Origin of the sequence: Anabaenopsis elenkinii CCIBt3563 (genome assembly GCF_015245355.1) — a bacterium.
GTDB classification, from domain to species: Bacteria; Cyanobacteriota; Cyanobacteriia; order Cyanobacteriales; family Nostocaceae; genus Anabaenopsis; species Anabaenopsis elenkinii.
The window spans coordinates 1881970-1901915 of sequence record NZ_CP063311.1 but is presented as its reverse complement, the minus strand read 5'-3'; the positions used below and the strand labels follow the sequence as shown (position 1 = coordinate 1901915).

The 19946-nt window shown below is 40.8% G+C and carries 15 protein-coding genes; 6 read left to right on the top strand and 9 right to left on the bottom strand.

What is annotated here, in order from left to right; genetic code table 11:
- Window positions 1-1000 precede the first annotated feature (1000 nt).
- A complete protein-coding gene (locus tag IM676_RS08430; RefSeq protein WP_200989770.1) occupies window positions 1001-2551 on the top strand; it encodes an ArnT family glycosyltransferase in 1551 nt (516 codons plus the stop codon).
- Between the two features lie 217 nt (window positions 2552-2768).
- On the opposite strand, the gene IM676_RS08425 is transcribed toward IM676_RS08430, so the two are convergent.
- Window positions 2769-4226, bottom strand: a complete 1458-nt coding sequence (locus IM676_RS08425) for a DUF2079 domain-containing protein (protein ID WP_200989769.1) — start codon at window positions 4224-4226, stop codon at window positions 2769-2771.
- A 177-nt stretch (window positions 4227-4403) separates the two neighbouring features.
- On the opposite strand from IM676_RS08425, the gene dxr reads away from it, so the two are divergent.
- Entirely contained in the window at window positions 4404-5612 is a 1209-nt protein-coding gene (gene dxr, locus IM676_RS08420) for a 1-deoxy-D-xylulose-5-phosphate reductoisomerase (protein ID WP_200989768.1), read from the top strand.
- 420 nt (window positions 5613-6032) lie between these two features.
- Window positions 6033-6221 carry a hypothetical protein gene (locus tag IM676_RS08415; protein ID WP_200989767.1) on the top strand — a complete coding sequence of 63 codons (189 nt, stop codon included), beginning with the start codon at window positions 6033-6035 and terminating at the stop codon, window positions 6219-6221.
- Between the two features lie 37 nt (window positions 6222-6258).
- Here the strand turns inward: IM676_RS08415 and IM676_RS08410 are convergent, their stop codons facing one another.
- From IM676_RS08410 to IM676_RS08395, 4 genes are all read right to left on the bottom strand, one after another.
- Entirely contained in the window at window positions 6259-6756 is a 498-nt protein-coding gene (locus tag IM676_RS08410) for an acyl-CoA thioesterase (RefSeq protein WP_200989766.1), read from the bottom strand.
- A 218-nt stretch (window positions 6757-6974) separates the two neighbouring features.
- The gene (locus IM676_RS08405; RefSeq protein ID WP_200989765.1) at window positions 6975-7316 is read right to left on the bottom strand and encodes a DUF1815 family protein; all 342 of its coding nucleotides are present in this window, start codon (window positions 7314-7316) and stop codon (window positions 6975-6977) included.
- Window positions 7317-8126: 810 nt separating this feature from the next.
- Window positions 8127-8342, bottom strand: a complete 216-nt coding sequence (locus tag IM676_RS08400; RefSeq protein ID WP_200989764.1) for a DUF2839 domain-containing protein — start codon at window positions 8340-8342, stop codon at window positions 8127-8129.
- Window positions 8343-8445: 103 nt separating this feature from the next.
- Window positions 8446-9996, bottom strand: a complete 1551-nt coding sequence (locus IM676_RS08395) for a helicase C-terminal domain-containing protein (RefSeq protein ID WP_200989763.1) — start codon at window positions 9994-9996, stop codon at window positions 8446-8448.
- A 627-nt stretch (window positions 9997-10623) separates the two neighbouring features.
- On the opposite strand from IM676_RS08395, the gene IM676_RS08385 reads away from it, so the two are divergent.
- On the top strand, window positions 10624-11067 hold the full coding sequence (locus tag IM676_RS08385; protein WP_200989762.1) for a hypothetical protein: 444 nt from the start codon (window positions 10624-10626) through the stop codon (window positions 11065-11067).
- A 194-nt stretch (window positions 11068-11261) separates the two neighbouring features.
- Window positions 11262-12788 (top strand): lysine--tRNA ligase, encoded by a 1527-nt coding sequence (gene lysS / locus IM676_RS08380; protein ID WP_200989761.1) that lies wholly within the window; start codon window positions 11262-11264, stop codon window positions 12786-12788.
- Window positions 12789-12889: 101 nt separating this feature from the next.
- Here the strand turns inward: lysS and IM676_RS08375 are convergent, their stop codons facing one another.
- From IM676_RS08375 to IM676_RS08360, 4 genes are all read right to left on the bottom strand, one after another.
- Window positions 12890-13486 (bottom strand): glyoxalase-like domain protein, encoded by a 597-nt coding sequence (locus IM676_RS08375; protein WP_200989760.1) that lies wholly within the window; start codon window positions 13484-13486, stop codon window positions 12890-12892.
- A gap of 189 nt (window positions 13487-13675) precedes the next feature.
- Window positions 13676-14866 (bottom strand): RNA-guided endonuclease InsQ/TnpB family protein, encoded by a 1191-nt coding sequence (locus IM676_RS08370; RefSeq protein WP_404799830.1) that lies wholly within the window; start codon window positions 14864-14866, stop codon window positions 13676-13678.
- Window positions 14867-15062: 196 nt separating this feature from the next.
- A complete protein-coding gene (locus IM676_RS08365; RefSeq protein ID WP_200989758.1) occupies window positions 15063-15884 on the bottom strand; it encodes a hypothetical protein in 822 nt (273 codons plus the stop codon).
- Window positions 15885-16099: 215 nt separating this feature from the next.
- Entirely contained in the window at window positions 16100-17533 is a 1434-nt protein-coding gene (locus IM676_RS08360) for a sensor histidine kinase (protein WP_200989757.1), read from the bottom strand.
- A gap of 132 nt (window positions 17534-17665) precedes the next feature.
- Here IM676_RS08360 and ppk1 point away from each other — a divergent pair, with 132 nt between their 5' ends.
- On the top strand, window positions 17666-19876 hold the full coding sequence (gene ppk1, locus IM676_RS08355; protein WP_200989756.1) for a polyphosphate kinase 1: 2211 nt from the start codon (window positions 17666-17668) through the stop codon (window positions 19874-19876).
- Window positions 19877-19946 lie beyond the last annotated feature (70 nt).

Below are 19946 nucleotides of genomic sequence, written 5' to 3'. Positions count from 1 at the left end.
TATACCTATATTTGGGAAATAAATACCAGATTATAGCTTTTAAAGCTGCAAATATAACCTAAAAAATCTGGTTTTAGAAAAAAAACAGCCCCATGACATTGGTCAATCTCTCACAATAACACCTAAGTTGTGCAAGGAATTATCTTTTCACTGTGTTTGATGTATCAAAAAAATATATCCATATAAATTATCTGACGAGTTAAACACACTGGAAAATTGCCCAGCTAGGATTGAGGATTTGAGTCCTCTCTCATGTTGTCTCGTAGTTATTACACCAAATAGCAAGTTAACAATTTCTGTGACATTTAAATAAATCTTATCCCCTCTTCAATCGCCTAACATTTTTCTCCTGATAGCCTAGCCTACCATCAACGATTTGTCATTACTATCTTTGGAAGAAAAATTTAAATTTTCAACTCAATAACTATGGATTCCTTTCTAAGAGGATGTTTGGAAAGTCATGATTAGTGTATCGAATATTATTTGACCCCTCCCTAACCCTCCCCTTGTAAGGGGAGGGGACTGGATTTGATTGTTTTTTGTGCGGTCGGTGAGCGAAGTCGATAGCGATAGCGTGGCGTTAGCCATACCGTGTTCCCCAATCCTTCCCATTCCCTGTTCCCTGTTCCCTGTTCCCTGTTCCCTAAGATAAAAATTACCTGTTGAAAACTTATCAAACATCCTCTAAGACAATTTGTAACCTAATAACAATTAACTGCATAGATTTTCCCATTAATAATTTACAAAAAGCAGTCAATTATTATACTTTTTGCCGATTTATTGGCAACAATTGCCAGCAAGATATCAGTTTTTTCATAAATGCTAATACTTAAGCATTTCTAGAGTATTATCACTAGGGTTTAACTAAGGTCTTATTTATCATAGTTACTCGTGAATTTGCACATTAATTGCACCCTTCCCCTTAAATAAATTCAGTTACACTCAGCACACGAACCAAAAGCGAGATAAACTGAAAAATATTGTATTGTAATTTTCACACATGCGCCGATTTGCAGAGAAAAAATGGCTAATCACCTTACTTCTGGGATCTCTGATCCTCTGGCTAATATTTTTGGGAAACTCACCCTTACGAGATTGGGATGAGGGTACTGTAGCACAAGTTGCTCGTGAAATTTGGCGCGCCCCAGTTGGTTCCATGGCTTGGCTTTACCCAGTTTTGGGAGATCAACCATATCATAATAAACCCCCTCTCATCCATATACTCATTGCTTGGACTTACTCCCTGGGAGGGGTGAATGAGTTGACAACACGTTTACCTAGTGCACTATTAACTGCCTTGGGAGTACCTATACTCTATTTAGTAGGAGGTTTGGTTTTTCACCAAAATTTACCAGCTTTGTTTTCAGCCTTAGTTTACCTCACAATGCTGCCCGTAGTACGTCATGGACGACTCGCTATGCTAGATGGCGCCAGTATTACTTTTTTCTTATTATTGTTATTTTTTTTACTAAAATCACGTCATCATCAGCAATATGCACTAGGTGCAGGTCTTTGTCTGGGGTTAATTACTCTGACAAAAGGGATGCTTGTTTTATTATTGGGTTTGATCGCTTGTTTATTTTTGATTACTCAGAAAGAATTAACTTTGTGGAAAAATCCCTACTTCTGGACGGGAATGTTTTTGGGAACAGCTGCACCTTTAACTTGGTATTTTGCCCAATGGAAATATTATGGGGATAATTTCTTGCAAATAAATTTGCAGGTACAAACCTTTAACCGTGTTGTTCAATCTGTAGAAGGTAATAGCGGTCCGCCTTGGTACTATTTAATCGAGTTAATTAAATATGGTTTTCCCTGGCTCATATTTTTACCCGGGGGTTTATATCTAGCTATAAAAAAACATCATACCTCTTGGGGCCGTTTAGTTCTCATCGGGATAATTGTTTACTTTTTGAGTATTTCTGTGATGAGAACCAAACTACCTTGGTATATTATGCCAGTTTATCCTTTCCTAGCTTTGGCAATTGGGGCAAAACTCAGCCAAGTTTGGCAGTTTAAGCATCTAATTAACAAATCTTGGTCAATATATTTGAGTATTATTGCTTTAGCAGGTGTGGGAGGATGTATTTACTTTATTGTTGCTGAACCTCAGCCTGCATTAATAGCCATGAGTCTAGTTTTGGCAATCAGTATAAGTTTAGCAGCATGGTTGATTCAACAACGCGATCGCCGTTTTATTCCTGTTTTATTTTCGGGTATGTATCTAGTGTTATCACTATTAATGAGTTCGCAATCCTGGATTTGGGAGTTAAACGAAGATTTTCCGGTTAAACCAGTAGCTGCATTAATTCGCTCCCATGTTGCACCAGGAACTAAAATTTACACTTCTTTTGCTTATGGTCGTCCTAGTTTAGATTTTTACTGTGATTGTCAAGTCATTCCCGCAGATGTTAAATTTTTACAACAAATGTGGTCAAAAAAATATTATTTACTATTAGATAATGCTAGTTTAGAACACCTTAATTTACCTATGATTCAAGTTATGGGCAAGGTTGAAGAATTGACATTAATTGCACCACTAATTAATTAAGCTTTTCCCTGACGGGGTGACAAAAACCTTTAAATTAAATACTCAGCAAGGGTTTTGAATGTTTACCCCATGAAAAAGTCAACATCATTTTTTGGCTTTATTGATTGTATTCTCAATAATCAAAACCCACAAGTCTGAATTTTGTGTTGGAATAGGTTCCCAATTTGTTTTCATCTTTTGTAGGCTGACTCTTTGACAATCCTTATTCGATAAGGGTTTAGTCTGAATTTGTCACCCATTCAGAGCTTTTCCTAAATAGGTAAACATCACCATTCTGATATACTAGGTTCAATACTTGGCTAGTTTTCATTTCATTGATTAAATTTTGGTTAAATTCAGCATTTTTCTTTCTGCTCATATTTAAATCTAAGAGGACATAATCAAATCCTTGATCACTAATTTGTACAGCATTCAAATTCATATTAATGAGTTTAATATTTTGTCGATGGCTCAAATGGGGAGCTATGGTTGAGGTGGTGATAACACTGGATTGATTTGGTACTAAGCTAACGGCAGTATGAAGAAATTCGAGATTTGGTATATTTGATAAATACCTGGTGATAAAGAAATCATACTTGCCTAATAGCAAAAATACAATAATAGCCCAAGTTATTAAAATGGAAGGCTGTAACCAACGTCTTCTTCTTTCCTTTTGGTACTGTCTGATTGAATCCAACATCCAGACAATAATAAATGGAAAAATTAGCAGAGAATAATGATGAACTAAATCTCGTTGCGCCGAATAGTCAGAGATAATATTGAGAAGTAACATTGGCAATGCAGGTAACAATGCCATTGATTTTCGCCAATGTACTCCAATAATTACTGGTAGTATAAGTAGGAAATAATAAAACAATGTATCAGGTAAGAAAAACCTGCCTAAAATTAACCCAGGATTACTAATAATATTCCAGATAATTTCTCTAGGAGAATTACCAAGAGAATTATAAAATACGACCCCACCTGCTTCACCACCCCTCAGCCAAGGAACAAGATAACCAATTGTCAGTAAATACCAAACTATACCCGCTACAATACAACCAATTCCATAAATACGTCGATGCTGGCTCAACCATAGCCATATGCCGAAAGCAACCACAGTTAAACTTAAAGTATCCTTGCATATCAAAACTAAAGTAATAGCTATAATTAACTGTCTAGTTTTGCCTGCAATTCCAGCCCACATTGCCCATAGTATTGCTGGAACTGCAATTGCTTCTGGGCGAAAGTCAGTAAAAAAGTTGATATTGAATAAGGCAGGATAAAGCAAATAAGAAACAGCTATTGCTCTCGCATAATTGACGGATAAACCAGTTTGCAAACTCAAGGTGTATATAGGTAAGCACCCTATTGCTAAAGCGAAGGCTTGAATTGCAAACAACCAATGGACATTAGGATAAATTCGATATGCCAGGGCGATCAAATATAGAATAAAAGCAGCATGATCTCCAATCATGTGAAAACCAAAGAAAGATGAAATGGGCGGTAATCCTTGACTTGTTAAATATATCCATTGATCAAAGACAGCTAGATCCAGGGCAGTTGATTGAAATAAAAAGTGTCTTAAACTGCTAGCTGCAAATAAAACTAAAGTACCCACCCCAATCATCCAACCAATAGCACCAGGTGAAATTAGGCTTTGTTTCCCTAGTCCCAACCAACTATTTTTACTCATGATTAACTGCCTGTTTTCCGCTAATTAATGCTTCAGACTACCTAAACTATAGTCCCAAATATTATCTCAAAATTGGGGTTTAAATCTCTCAGGTATAAACGAGAAAAACTAAAATTGCCGACAATCTGGTACAGGAGAGTGTCAAACTAGAAGTTGTCTGTAAATTCTTAAGCAATTATGAAGGCTATTACCCTTCTGGGTTCTACCGGCTCCATCGGTACTCAAACTTTAGATATCGTCACTCAGTATCCAGACCAATTTCGGATCGTGGGATTGGCTGCTGGTAATAATGTAGAGATGTTAGCGGCTCAAATTCGCCAGTTTCGACCCAGTATAGCGGCAATTTCTGCCCAGGAGAAATTACCAGAACTGCAAGCAGCCATCAAAGACCTTGATCCCCAACCTATTTTACTCGCTGGTACTTCTGGAGTCATCGAAGTAGCCCGTTATGGTGATGCGGAAACCGTGGTTACGGGTATTGTGGGTTGTGCTGGTTTATTACCGACTATCGCTGCTATTGAAGCTGGTAAAGATATTGCTTTAGCAAATAAAGAAACTTTAATCGCAGGCGCTCCGGTGGTTTTACCTCTGGTAGAAAAACACGGGGTCAAACTCTTACCTGCTGACTCTGAGCATTCCGCAATCTTTCAGTGTCTCCAAGGTGTCCCCAAGAATGGCTTACGGCGAATTTTACTCACTGCTTCCGGTGGTGCTTTCCGTGATTGGGATGTAGCCAAGTTAGCAGAGGTAACCGTTGCTGATGCTCTCAAGCATCCTAACTGGTCTATGGGGCGGAAAATTACCGTAGACTCGGCTACTTTAATGAATAAGGGATTAGAGGTAATTGAGGCTCATTTCCTTTTTGGCTTAGATTATCAACATATTGATATTGTCATTCATCCCCAAAGTATTATTCACTCACTTATTGAGTTACAAGATACATCGGTTTTGGCTCAACTGGGTTGGCCGGATATGCGGTTACCTTTACTTTATGCTTTGTCTTGGCCTGAGCGCATCTACACGGACTGGGAAAGGCTAGATCTGGTTAAGGCTGGTAATTTGACTTTCCGTGAACCAGACCACCAGAAGTATCCTTGTATGCAGTTGGCTTATGCTGCTGGTAAAGCTGGGGGTTCCATGCCCGCTGTATTAAATGCTGCCAATGAGCAGGTTGTGGCTTTATTTTTAGATGAGAAAATTCAATTTTTAGATATTCCCCGATGTATCGAATCAGTCTGCGATCGCCATCAAAATCATAACTCTAGCAATCCCTCTTTAGATGACATTTTGGCAGCAGATAAATGGGCTAGGCAAGAGGTTATAACATTAGCTCACAAGTTAAAATCTCCTACCAAGGTAATTCCCCTGTACTCTACAACTCCATAGTATCAAAATATCTAGTGAGGAGGGTTAGCGAAGATAACCCTCCTCACTGGCTTTATAAATCATTGTGGATGAGTCATAAAATTTAGATATACTTAAGCGTGAATTCTTAAAAATTACTAATCTTGATTCAAATATCACGGATTTATCACAAGAATATGGAAGATATAGGGTAGAGTCCCCAGATAAGAATTAAGAGAAAAACATAAGACCAAGGATATTATTAAGCGACGGACAACTTGTACAAGAGTATTTTCTATCAGCTTTGAGTTATTTGCCAATTCTGCTACCAAAATATATCAGTATTTTCAGTCTTACTGTGTTGTGTATCTTTAAAGGAAAATCATATTAAACACATACATCAATATTCACTAATATTCACTCTAACCATTAAAAATACGACATATTCAGGAATTAAAATTTATGATTCCCACCCTAATTCTTGCTTGGATAGTCTTTGTTATCTTGTTAAAAGTTCTCAAAACTACTTTGAAGAACGCATTAACAATTGCAGCTATCCTCATTTTATTAAATGTCGGCTTCGGTATCACACCTGAGGATATTTGGCAACAGATTAGGCAAATTACTCAAACAATTTCACCCCAGCAGTAGATAGTGTCACCTATTAGCCACCTATCTGTATCCTCGATTATTTTTGTAACCTAGGAAGCTTCGCTAACGCATCCTTAATACTTGCAGGTAGCTGACGCATGATCTTACCTCTTTCCCGATCCAGTCCTACTAATGTTACCTTAGCTGTAGTGTATAACTCCTGTCCATCTGTGGAGACAATGCCATAATCCCAGTTCATGCGCACACCGGTTACTTCAGCAATACGTGTTTTGACAATTACAGTCATTCCTAACTGAATTGCACGATGATAGCGTACTGAAAGTTCCACCACCGGTAAATCGCAGCCTAAAGCGACTAAATCAGCAAAATCAATACCGATAGAGCGCAAACATTCTACCCTTGCTTCTTCCATCCAAGTTAAATAACTTCCATGCCAAACCACACCCCCATAGTCAGTATGATGGGGTTGCACTCTCACCGGATATTCAAACCAACTTTCAAATTCCCGGTTAGATGGTATATCAATGGTAGTATTTGGTGGTAATTGCTTTGGGATTACTTCTTTTTCAGACATTTTTCAGTTTGTTAACAGTATGAATGTTAGCCATCTGACAGAATTTTCTACCGGAACCGCCTGCTATGTAAACACCAATGTTGGTCAGTGCGTTAGGGGGATAGTCCATAACGCACTCTAGCAAATGAAAATAAACGTAGTTCAGGTTTTTCACTTGTGTTTACACTGTACAACCCTTAATGAGAACAGGTATTTGACTATTGACATGGTCAAGCCTATCACTTTTTAGCGAGGGTTCTATTACCAAAACTCTTTGGTGTAGATTCCTTGACAAGATTAGCGAGTTCTTGTAACTGATTAATGGCTTCTGCACCCTCTAATTTCATTAATTCCCGATCATCCCGCATTTCAGTCCAAGTAATCCCGTAATCGGATACTAAGAATCGAATCAAGTGATTGTCGCCTAAACTGACCATAAATGAAGCACTATTCATCTGGTCTCCACACGTATAACATGACGCTGGGTATCCACGTCGTTCTAGTACAATTGCCAAGGCTTGTAGATTCATTACCAAGTCTTGAACGAATTGTTGGTGTTGATGCGCTAATCTCAGAAACACTTTTTTCCTCCAGACACCACAGTGATTTTAGTCGTCTTTATATTTTCTTTAGCTTTTTGCATCCACTGGTATTGTAAACTAAACATTACATTTACCAAAGTCTTGTAAAATCATTAACTAATTACCTTGCTTAGGGTAGTCAATAAATCTACACATTACGGTATCAAACTATTCAATTTTGAGGATTGACTGCTCGGACGTATTTCATGAACTTCACCTCGTCAGTTATGTATGTCCGACTAAATGCCTAGCTGAAACGATTCCGTTTTCAGAGTAACCCGAATTTGGTATAAGTCAACAGCATAAGATTTACAGTGGTCATTTACCAGGACATACAGCAATTTTATTTGGTTGAGAGACACTCAGGTGAGCAGGATGGTCAAGCCCTAAGAGTTTCAACTTCAATATATTAGCTATCTATAACCGCATCTGCTGTATATTTCCAAGACTCTCTCATAACAAGACTTGAAACTGGTTGGGTATTTTGGCTCGAGAATCTTTAGGGCTGTCCACTTAAATCTAATACTCACCTGAACTACTTACCTAGGAGATTAAGGCTTACTTAGGCTATATGGGAGTATTGCTGAATCGTTCTTTAATTAACTCAACCATGCTACCAAATACGTATCCCAAATACCTATGGCTTATGACTGAGAATAACTGAAAACAGCATAGCTATGCTGCCATTTTGTCAATATTTTGAAATTTTTGAGGTATTACCGTCAATATTGGCTAACAAGTATAATTTGGGAATCACTTAATCTTGGAATTGCCGCTATACCTGATAAACTAAGTATAGCGGTGGATATTTTAATCGACAACTTGCCACCAACCGAAAGCCGGACCGATAAAACGGATCGTTATCCAAGCCACTACCATAACACCAATACAGAACCAGGTTCCGCGAGTAGTCCACTTCATAAACTGTTCAGATTGGGTTTTGGTGATGGGAACCCAGGGTAAGATTCGAGCTTCTTGACCGTAGTTGTCTCCCAGTGTAGTTTTACGACGCTTTGCTTCACCCATAATCAGCAATTCTTGAATGAGGTTTTAAGATGCTTGCACCACAGCTGATGATAGCGCTTGCTATGAACTGATGGGACGGTAATTGATAAAAGTCAATACTCAACTAGCCAGAATTCTCTTCATGACGATGAGAAAACATACTGGGATCAAGATAGTTAATACGTGCTAGAGGACTAAGGACGGCCAGCACTTGTGCCCCATAACTGCGGTTAACTACACGACTGTCAAGTAAAGCTACAATACCTTGACTTTCTCTGACTGGTGCGATCGCCCGTTGTAATTCATTCAAAGCAGCTGGTAATAAGAATAAACGAAACCAATCCTGATGAGATCGCTTGTAGTAAGCAACCCTACCAGCTACAAGGGGGCTCTCTAAAGATGGTAACGGTAAAGTAGCAATAATTAACAGATGGGGCGCCGGTAAAACCGACTGATGCGATCGCCAAAATTCCCAACCACTAATTAAAATCCCATTATCATCCAAACAAGTTTTTTCCACCTGAACCCGTGAACCAAATTCTGAGGCCAGAATAGCACCTACTTGAGCCTTGAGTGGCACATCTCCCACCAATACGACCGTCAAACCAGGCGCTGTCGCACTCAGACAAACCAGTGTCCGCACCTTGTGAATAAATGCTGCTTGAAACTCTGGGGTGTTAGGTAGAGGCAATTTATGGGGTACATACAATTGAATTGCTGTCCCTTGAGTCTCATTGGAGAACTTCAAGCAAGTTACTTCATTCAAACCCAAACGCTCACGAAACAAAGGCGCTTCAGTTTCCGGTTCTAAAGCGCTACCTACTAAGACCACTGGCTGTCTGAGCCAAATAGGCGCGAGACTTTTTCCTAATTCGATGGGAGCAGAGTGTAAAGAAAACCACCCTTGGCGACGCTCAATTGTTGCCCATAAAAGAGAAGATAATGGCATATTTTCTTCTCTGTTATAAAATTGTGGCCCAAAATATTGCCATGGCTTTGTTAGTGTTTTTACATAGCTTATTTGCTCATATAAATCACATAATATTTTTTGTTCTAAGGGAGAAATAAGATAGCACTCATAGGGATTAACTGGGTGCTGGAACAGACCGCGAGTTAGTTGCGCCCGTGCCGAGCGAATCATGTCCGCTTTGTCAGGACAAGCTAGCATCAGTTGATCCCAATCATGGGGTGTAATATTTCGGGTTAGCTGAACACGTACCCAATCTTCTAAATCATCCACCCCATCAATAATTGTAGGAATCCCAGGAGGAAAACTATCACCAGATGCGAACTGCCCTTTTAACCAAGCCTGGGGAGATGTCAATAGTAGTCCTTGAAAATCAGATCCCGGCCAAACTTCACCTGTCCTAATCGGTTTATTAGCTGGTAGCCACGGCTGGAGACGGGGAATTTCCACTTGCAGTAAACGTTGCTGTACTGCTTCCGGGGCGACAATAATTACCGGACCATGCCACATCAAAGCCGACGCTACAAAACTAGTGCGATACCGACCTTGATAGCCAGAAACCGCCCCAACTTGAATTAAGGCACTACGTCCTAGGCGCAAAGCCCGTGCTACCAACCTGGCCATCGTTAAATGATGGGGCCAGGAAGGAAACCCCGACTGCGATCGCAGGAAGTTATGTAGTGACAAATGAACTTCAGCCTCAATCACAAGCTTTTAATCCCATACAAAGTGATTTTTCACCTCATCACTTCCGCTTCGCGTTACGTGAGAGGTTGCGTGCGGACTTAGCTAATTCTTATCGCCCCATTTCTATTATCTTGTCATTAGTTGTAGAAACGCGAGCTATCACCTCTAGACATTACTAGTTAATAATTACCTAAATTATGCCAACTGACCAGGGAACCTTCAGCCTAGCCTATGGCTACCCCACCCAAGCTATGGGAGATCGACTCGACCGCCAACCAGAGGAAGCCTGACCATAAAACCAGACCTGAGCCAATGGCTTGAGACATGGGGATAAGTCGGTACCGACTTCAGTCGCAGTGGAGCGAGTACGTGGCTTTAGCCACATTGAATATTATATAGCTTGACTTGTTGCGAAGGTTGCAGCTAGTTTTTTAAGAAAAGTAGCGATATTGGGTAGGGATAAGTGCTACTTCTGTCTTAGGGCAAATGATTACCAAGCAGCAGAACTCAAGAATTATGACTTGAAAATTGCCGAGATATACCTCACTATTAAAATTAGACCTTTGACACCAGTAAATTTCATTGGCATTCATGGCCTGTTTATTGGCGGTTAATCATTGATTATTTGAAGTAAGCATTTTTCTCAATATGGCAGTTCACCTTATAAAACGAATATCAATACTCGCCAGTATTTGCGCCTATGTGATCTTAATTCCGGGAATTGCCTTGGCTGAACCTGTTCACATCAACTCTATCCCTAGTATCATTATTGCCCAAAGCCAAAAAAATACTGACTATAGCTTATTTTGGGATACTAACATTGGGACACACTCTATGAACACACCACAGCAGCAACAACAACTCCAGGCTGCGCGTCAGAGGAGAAATAGAGACATAGGCGCAGTATTAAATACATCCCAGCGAGCCAAACTGGCAGAAAATATGCGCTCTGGTGACAACATAAATCAGGGTTTAAAAAAACTGAATTTACCATCAGAACAAAAAGAACTAATCGATACCATTTTGGAGTTGGCTAATCTGAAAATGCAGGCCATTTCATCCCGCTATTCCCTGGAGATACGGCAAGATTAAACTTTTCATCGAACATCTGACCAACAAAAATATAGAGAGGTTATATAGAAGCCCTCTAGCAAGTTATTGCCAAAGCAATAATAGTTAGTTTTGACTCACCCGTTCTGCTTAAGATCGGCCAATTTCACAAAATATCTATGACTGTAAACTTTTCCAACATCTATAATATATCTTGCCCTATTTAGTCCCTTACCATGTCCGAAGAAGATATCCGTGCCGCCAGGCTGGAAAAAGTCAACCAACTCAAGCAGCTAGGATCTAACCCCTACGCCTATCGTTGGCAATCTAGCCATCACACAGCAGAATTACAAGCCAAATTTGCCGACTTACCCACTGGTGAAGAAGTTGATTTAGATGTTGCCGTTGCTGGACGTATTATGGCACGTCGGGTGTTCGGTAAACTGGCTTTCTTCACCCTCCAAGATGAAACCGGCGCTATTCAACTTTATCTCGAAAAAAGTCGCATCCAAGAATGGATGGCAGATATTGATGGCGAAGCCTTCACCCACCTCAAACAACTTACAGATGCAGGTGATATTCTGGGAGCCAAAGGTACTATTAAACGGACTGAAAAGGGCGAATTATCTGTCTATGTTAAAGAATACACCATTCTTACAAAGTCTCTGTTACCCCTACCGGACAAGTGGCATGGTTTAACCGATGTTGCTAAACGCTACCGTCAACGCTATGTAGATTTAATTGTTAACCCCGAAGTGCGCCAAACCTTCCGCCGTCGGGCCCAAATTACTGCGGGAATTCGCCGCTATTTAGAAGAACGGGATTTTCTAGAAATTGAAACTCCTGTTTTACAAAGTGAGGCCGGCGGTGCTGATGCGCGTCCCTTCATCACTTACCACAACACCTTAGAAATGGAGTTGTACCTGCGAATTGCTACAGAACTTCATTTAAAGCGGTTGATTGTCGGTGGTTTTGAAAAGGTATTTGAATTAGGGCGCATTTTTCGCAACGAGGGAGTATCAACCCGTCACAATCCTGAATTTACTTCAATTGAGGTTTACCAAGCCTACGCCGACTACAATGATATGATGTCCCTCACAGAGGGAATTATTACCACTGTAGCCCAAGAGGTACTCGGTACACTGCAAATTACCTACCAAGGAAAACAAATAGATTTATCACCACCGTGGCGACGGGTGACGATGCATGATTTAGTTAAACAATATACGGGGCTAGATTTTAATTCTTTCTCTACATTGGAGGAAGCTAAAGCGGCAAGTAAAAATGCGGGGCTTCAAGGTATAGAAGATGTAGCAACCATCGGTAAACTTTTGAACGAAGTCTTTGAACAAAAAATAGAAGAAAAATTAATTCAGCCTACCTTTGTCATCGATTATCCCGTAGAAATTTCGCCCCTAGCTAAACCCCATCGTTCTCGTCCGGGTTTGGTAGAACGATTTGAGTTATTTATCGTGGGGCGTGAGACTGCTAACAGTTTCTCGGAACTTACAGATCCCATAGACCAAAGAGAACGTTTAGAGGCTCAAGCAGCGTTAAAAGCAGCTGGTAATTTAGAAGCCCAAGGTGTAGATGAAGATTTTCTTACAGCTTTAGAATATGGAATGCCCCCTACGGGTGGTTTAGGCATTGGTATTGATAGGTTAGTCATGTTACTAACTGATTGTGCCAGTATTCGGGATGCGATCGCCTTCCCGCTACTGAAGCCAGAGAAATCAGAATCATCACCAAATTCGAGCAATTGAACAAAAATGTTGATCGCAGTCCCTACCTATAAGGTAGGGTCAGCAAAATCAATTTTGCTACATTCAACTGCTCCACCCACAAGGGGATGGGGCGGCTGACATTAATTTGCTACTTCCGCTATTTCAATCACCCGGCCCTCATAGTCCTTAACTAAAAAATTTATGGGCTTTTGGTTGCGAATCTTAAACTTTAAACCGCGCATTTCAACCCGCAGTAAAATCATGTCCAAGCAATCGCGGTCAAAACAAACATGACGCTGCTGATTTTTATTACCCAAACTAGCCCCCCTAATAACGTGTAACTGAGTATTTTTCTTCATTTGATACCACAGTCCATCATTAGCATTGTTCATCATCTTGTTAGACCAGCTGGGGCTAGTAGACATATACAACGGGTCAATACCAGTTGTACCTAGAGTTTGTTCGTAGTTGTAGTAATAGTGTAAAGGTACTTCTGCAGCTGGCAAATCTAGCAACCCTTCATAAAACTGTCGAGCAATTTCTAAGTCAGACACCATAATAGTGTGTACTTTTGGCGCACTAGTCAGAAACATCCACATAGCGCCAGCATAAGCAGCCAGTAACATCACCATAATGCCTTGGGTGGAAAATAAGCTATCCAAAGGCACAGAAGACAAAAAAGAGCCGAAAGTCAGAGGGGCGAACAAGAAAGGCATCACGTTAACTACTATAACCATGAATAAACCAAAGATTATATAAGGGAGTGGCTTATATTATTCTCGCTGAGAACTAAGTTTAAGTCTTACCTTCTAGTTTATCAGCTGCGATCATGGACGCAAAATTCCATATTGTTCACTCTTGACACTCCCCACGGCTAGAAGCCGGGGGATTCTTGCTTCACGGGGACTCCAATGAATTTACCCGCGCTAACGCGCCGCTCCGCTAACTGCAAGCATCTTGACCGTGTGCCCCACGGCTGCAAGTCCACGTATAGCGACTACCTGAGCGGCTGCAACATCTCTATCTGTTGTATACCCGCAATTTGAACAAACATGAGTACGCTCTGACAGTTCTTTCTTACCAGTCTCAACTCCACAATTAGGGCAGATTTGGCTGGTTTTACGTGAGTCTACCTTTTGAAAATAGACATCGCGCTTCAAACAGGTTTGTTGAAGGATATTAAAAAACTGACCAAATCCAGCATCCAAGCAATGTTTACCTAGGATTGAACGGGATAAGCCAACTAAATTTAAATCTTCCACAAACACCATCCCCGCGTTGTCACAGATTTGATGAGACAACTTTCTGTGCCAATCTTGACGACAATTAGCAACGTACTCATGTAATTTAGCAACTTTCTTTTGTGCTTTGTGCCAATTGTTCGAGCCTAACCGTTTTTTGGCAACACGCTGTTGCAGCAATTTCAGCTTGCGTTCCGCATCTCCAAAAAATCTCGGACGTTTGATTAAAAGACCATGAGAAGTTGCTATAAAATTTGTTAGACCGACATCTATTCCTACTGGTTCCCCATGTGGCAGAGGTTGGGGTACGGATACATCCCACTGTACTGTTAACATTACGTACAACCCAGAGGCACGCTTAACTACACGCGCCTGTTTAATTACGCCTCCATCTGGAATTGAGCGGGATTGACGCACTTTGACCAACCCAATTACAGGTAATTTTACATACCTATTGGTTAATGGATTTACTCCTAATTGAGAAAAGGAAAAAGAACGTATTCGCCCCTTTTTCTTAAATCTTGGAAACCCATGATTCTGTTCCCACATACTGACAAAAGCTTTTTCTAGTCGTCTTAATGTTTGCTGCAAAGATTGAGCATTAACACGTTTTAAATACTCATTTTCCTTACGTGCAACAGTCAGAGACTTACATTGACTTGCAAATGTGGGACGAGGCGCATCAGCAGGGATGATATAACAACTATGAATGCTGCAAGCATTTACCTGGCAACTACGAGACCGATACCAGTCTTTACGCTCTGCCAAAGCATGATTGTAAACCCGTCGATGGGTTTCTAACCATTCTTCAAATATTGCTATTTGTTTTTGAGTTGGTTTGAGCTTAAATTCGTAAGTCAGATTAAACACTTGCATTACCTCCTAGTAAGATTATACCTTGAGGCTAATATTTTTTCAGACGATTTTTAGGAATGCGACCCAAGTCGCTAGCGCACAGTGCCCCATAGTTAGAAACCAGGGGCACTGTGCGCGTTTTTTGGTAGGGAGACCTTCAATATGCTCAGGTTCGCCACATTTCACTAAAAAAGCCTAGCATCCCGAAATCACTGGTTTAATTCAAAAGTACAGTACCATCATCTTGAATCCGCACTGTATTCTTATCTTCTCCTAAATCTGTAGTTTCATTAAATGTCAGCTGCATTACGCCTGCTTTCCTGGATGGTTGAGGTGTTACTTCTAATAGTCCCCCATCCTCGCGGAAAAATGTTACTGTCACTGGCGCTTGTAAATCTTCTAGTGTTACATCTGATTTACCTTCCAGCGATCGCGGTGGAGTATCGCCAATTACCTCGTAAGTAATATTGGCCCCAGTATCATTAACCAATGTGATCTCTACCATACCATTAGCCAGAGTAATCTCGGCGCTGGGCGGTTGTTGCTCTTCTGGTGGGGGTGCTTCAATAGCGATCATTGGTGGACGGGCCAGTACAGCTGACTCCGGGGGAATACCCCGTGCTAAAAGTTCTTCTGTTATAGCATTTGGTGGACATCCCGGAGGTACAACATTTCTACTATTATATGGTTCTTCGTAATAAATACTAGGGCAAGGATTCAGTGCTAAAGTATCTGAATCTGGTGCTTCGCCGCCCACACCTAGCGGTATTTGACTAGGTGGAACCGTAGGAGGGACAACGGGAAGCCGCCCTTGGGCTTGTAGTTCCCGGGTAAAGTCATTAGGAGGACATCCCTCTGGGACTACAACCCGGCTGTTGTGTGGTTCTTCGTAGTAAATACTAGGACAAGGGTTAAGCGGGGAAGTTCCTTGCTGTGCTACTACCCGGGGAGAAATCAGGGATCCACCAATCAGGAAGCCACCGCAAATAACGCCGAAAAATCGAGCATAATTGCGAATTTTTCGGGAGTTTTTAGTCATAATTAGCTCCTAAAAAATTATGCATTTTTTAAAAAAAAATATTGGCAAACAATGAATGATTTCAAGTTAACAACTAAGTTAAATATTTTAATCTAACTAGAGAATAGGAAAAAAAATCAAATTAGAACATTATTTAAATCTCAGGTATGATGTAATTAAATAATTAATAATTGGGGGTCAAGGTTGAGGTTTGGCAGACAAAATACATTAACCATTTATGAGTGATGATTCATAAGAATAATCGGTAAAGTGACAGTAAAAGTTGTACCTTTACCAATATTGCTTTCAACCTGAAGATGACCTTGATGATGTTCCACAATCGCCGATGCGATCGCTAATCCCAATCCTGAACCTGTAGAAGTTTCTGTATTTGTCCTTGCTGTCTTATGGGTGCGTGCTGGATCTACCCGATAAAAACGGTCAAATAACCGGGGTAAGGCTTCACTGGGAATACCAATTCCCGTATCACTAACTTTAATTTGTAATACAGCTGTGCCATGACGAAGTTTAGAACCGCGATTGCTTCCCTCAATACGGGACAACTGTACAGATACCTGTCCCTCAGATAGGGTATATTGCAACGCATTACTAATCAAATTTGTAAACAGCTGTACGAGTTGATCCCATTGACCCGGAAATGTAAACCAATTTTCCAGTAATTCTGGGGAGATTTCCCCACTGGGGGGATCAATCAGGTCTAAGGTTAAAGTAATTTTTTTTTCCCTAGCTAATAATTGTTGTTCTTCCACTACTTCCATCAGCAAAGCATCCAAAGGACAAGAGGAAAAAACATTTTTGCTGATCCCACTGTCTTGTCTGGCTAAAAACAATAAATCATTGACTAGCTTACCCAAGCGCTGGGTTAGTCGTTCCACCACTTTTAACTGTTGGCGATAGTTGACAAGGGTCGTAGTTTGTGAATCCGCCAGTTCTAAATCAGCCAGGGCCACTTGGACATTAGTTTGAATCAAAGTAATGGGACTTCGGAGTTCGTGAGAAGCGTCAGCAGTGAATTGTTTGAGACGTTGGTAAGATTCCCCCACCGGTTCCATCGCTTTACCTGAAAGAAACCAGCCACTTGCGGCTACAGACAAAACCATAAACCAAGTACCTAAAGCCAAATCAATAATTAACTGGCGACTAGGTTTAGTGACTTCAAACCATGGGTGACTAACACGCAAATATCCTAATACTTGTCTTCCTCTTTCTACACGCTGGGTAACTTGTCGCAGTAAGACGACAGAGTTATGAGTTTCCCCATCTCCCCAGATATCCTGTTTAATTACCCGGACGGTTTCACCAAGATGCTGACCATGAATGGGAACATTTAAAGGTGATGATAGGGTTGACCAAAGTAATTTACCAGTGGGACTAAACCACTCTAGGTCAATGTGGTCATCTTCCACCGTCATAGAATTATCGCGAAAACTGGCTTCTACATTAATCTGAAATTGTCCAGCCTCCCCATTCACTGTTGAAATCACCAGCGATCGCTCGACAATTTCCACCACGTGATTGAGGGTATCATCAATGCGCTCAATTAATGTATTGCGGAAATATAAATATACACCACTGGCAAATAGCAACAATAATACTGCAGTGACGGCAGTGTACCAGAGCGCAAGACGGCGGCGAGTAGCTTGAAACATTTGGCAAAGCGGAGAGAGTTCTGTTTGAATATGAAATTATCCCTAACTAGATAGTTTCACTTATGCCCTAATTAATCTAATATATTTATTGTCCCTAGATGTAGAGCTTAATCTACCTACTCCGAGATCGTTATGCCGAAATCAAAAAAGAGCGCTAATCCCATTGATTTGAACGATCCACAATATTACATTAACCGCGAGTTAAGCTGGTTAGAATTTAACAGTCGTGTACTGCACGAGGCCTGTGACCCCCGGACACTTCTTCTAGAACGATTAAAATTTTTGGCCATCTTCAGCGCCAACTTAGACGAATTCTTTATGGTGCGGGTTGCAGCTTTAAAGCAACAGGTAGAAGCAAAAGTTTCTCAGTTAACTCCTGATGGTCGCACACCGCAACAACAACTAGACGATATTCGATCAACTCTCACTCCCCAGGTGACAAGACAGCACCAACAATTTCAACAGGTTCTACAACCTCTGCTAGCCAGTCATGGTATTCATATACTAGACTATATAAACTTAAATCAAAAACAACGGACTTACTTAGATAACTACTTTGAAGAACAAATCTTTCCGGTTCTCACTCCCTTAGCTGTTGACCCTAGCCATCCTTTCCCCTTTATTTCTAATCTCAGCCTGAATTTAGCGGTTGTAGTCCAAAATCCCGACACCGAAGAAGAATTTTTTGCTCGGGTAAAAGTCCCCAGTGTCCTACCGCGATTTTTGCCGATACCGCCGGAGTTAGGAATTGCTGAAACCGGAGAAATTGCTCACTGGACGGGTGTACCCCTAGAACAGGCGATCGCCCATAATCTGGAGTTTCTATTTCCAGGCATGAATATACAAGAATACCACCCCTTCCGCATTACCCGCGATGCTGATTTGGCTTTAGAAGAAGATGAAGCCGATGACCTGCTCTTAGCCATAGAACAAGAACTACGCAAACGGCGGATGGGGGGAACCACTGTCAGACTAGAAATTAAATCCCACACCCCTGAGCCTATACGTTCTCGGTTACTGCAAGACTTGGAGTTAACCGAAAATGATCTTTATGAGGTTGATGGTCTTTTAGGACTCCGAGACCTCATGTATTTCATGGCCTTACCATTACCCGAACTTAAAGACCCGCCACGTCAGTCTGTAGTACCTTCACGCCTCCAAAGGTTGAGAGAACCAAGTTTAAACTCAGAGACTGTGGAACTAGAAGAAGGTCAAGACTTTTTTGCAGTGATTCGTGAAAAAGATTTGTTGGTACACCACCCATATCAATCCTTTTCCTCAGCAGTGGTTAACTTTATTACCCATGCAGCCTATGACCAGAATGTGCTGGCGATTAAAATGACCCTTTACCGCACTTCTGGCGACTCTCCTATAGTCAAAGCCTTAATTGCAGCCGCAGAAAATGGTAAGCAAGTATCTGTATTAGTGGAATTAAAGGCGCGGTTTGATGAGGAAAATAATATTTACTGGGCTAGAAGTTTAGAAAGGGTCGGTGTTCATGTTGTCTACGGTTTAGTAGGGCTAAAAACTCATTGCAAAACCGTAATGGTCGTACGACGAGAAAAAGACCGCATGCGCCGCTATATACACATAGGTACTGGTAACTATAATCCTAAAACAGCCCGGTTGTACACAGATTTAGGATTATTTAGCTGTCGGGAGGAATTAGGCGCGGATATTACAGACTTATTTAATTTCTTAACAGGCTATTCTCGGCAAAAATCTTACCGGGAAGTCCTAGTTGCGCCTGTGAATATGCGTGATCGCTTTTTAGCATTAATTCATCGGGAAATAGAAAATGTTCAAAATGGTTTTTCTGGGCGCATTGTTGCCAAAATGAATTCACTGGTAGATCCTCAAATTATTGCTACTTTATATGAAGCTTCTGGCGCTGGAGTGGAAATTGATCTGATTATTCGAGGTATTTGCTGTCTGCGTCCAGGAATAAAAAATATCAGTGAAAATATTCGTGTGATTAGTATTATCGGACGTTTCTTAGAACATTCTCGCATTTATTATTTTCATAACAATGGACAGGAGGAAATTTACATTGGAAGTGCTGATTGGATGCGGCGGAACTTAGATCGCCGAGTAGAAGTAATTACTCCAATTAAAGACCCCGATATTGCTAAAGATTTGCAAGAAATTTTGGGAATTATGTTAGCAGATAATCGTCAAGCCTGGGAATTACAATCTGATGGTACTTATATCCAACGCCGTCCTGGTGATCAATGTCCAGCCACCAGTTCCCAAACAACTCTGCTAAATATGGCATTAGCCTCAACTGGAGTAGCCTCAAACCTGATTGATTCCAAAAAAAGTTACTATTACACAGACAAATAGCTAACTCTATTTCCCAGGTATCAAACCTATTTTTTAGGTACATAGACTCACGAAGTACGAGTGACAAAAA

Excerpts from the sequence above, each read along its gene's own strand:
- IM676_RS08385 (WP_200989762.1), top strand. The coding sequence starts at position 10,624 with ATGGCAGTTCACCTTATAAAACGAATATCAATACTCGCCAGTATTTGC.
- dxr (WP_200989768.1), top strand. The coding sequence starts at position 4,404 with ATGAAGGCTATTACCCTTCTGGGTTCTACCGGCTCCATCGGTACTCAA.
- IM676_RS08375 (WP_200989760.1), bottom strand. The coding sequence starts at position 13,486 with ATGGTTATAGTAGTTAACGTGATGCCTTTCTTGTTCGCCCCTCTGACT.
- IM676_RS08400 (WP_200989764.1), bottom strand. The coding sequence starts at position 8,342 with ATGGGTGAAGCAAAGCGTCGTAAAACTACACTGGGAGACAACTACGGT.
- lysS (WP_200989761.1), top strand. The coding sequence starts at position 11,262 with ATGTCCGAAGAAGATATCCGTGCCGCCAGGCTGGAAAAAGTCAACCAA.
- IM676_RS08430 (WP_200989770.1), top strand. The coding sequence starts at position 1,001 with ATGCGCCGATTTGCAGAGAAAAAATGGCTAATCACCTTACTTCTGGGA.
- IM676_RS08360 (WP_200989757.1), bottom strand. The coding sequence starts at position 17,533 with ATGTTTCAAGCTACTCGCCGCCGTCTTGCGCTCTGGTACACTGCCGTC.
- IM676_RS08365 (WP_200989758.1), bottom strand. The coding sequence starts at position 15,884 with ATGACTAAAAACTCCCGAAAAATTCGCAATTATGCTCGATTTTTCGGC.
- ppk1 (WP_200989756.1), top strand. The coding sequence starts at position 17,666 with ATGCCGAAATCAAAAAAGAGCGCTAATCCCATTGATTTGAACGATCCA.
- IM676_RS08425 (WP_200989769.1), bottom strand. The coding sequence starts at position 4,226 with ATGAGTAAAAATAGTTGGTTGGGACTAGGGAAACAAAGCCTAATTTCA.
- IM676_RS08370 (WP_404799830.1), bottom strand. The coding sequence starts at position 14,866 with ATGCAAGTGTTTAATCTGACTTACGAATTTAAGCTCAAACCAACTCAA.
- IM676_RS08415 (WP_200989767.1), top strand. The coding sequence starts at position 6,033 with ATGATTCCCACCCTAATTCTTGCTTGGATAGTCTTTGTTATCTTGTTA.
- IM676_RS08410 (WP_200989766.1), bottom strand. The coding sequence starts at position 6,756 with ATGTCTGAAAAAGAAGTAATCCCAAAGCAATTACCACCAAATACTACC.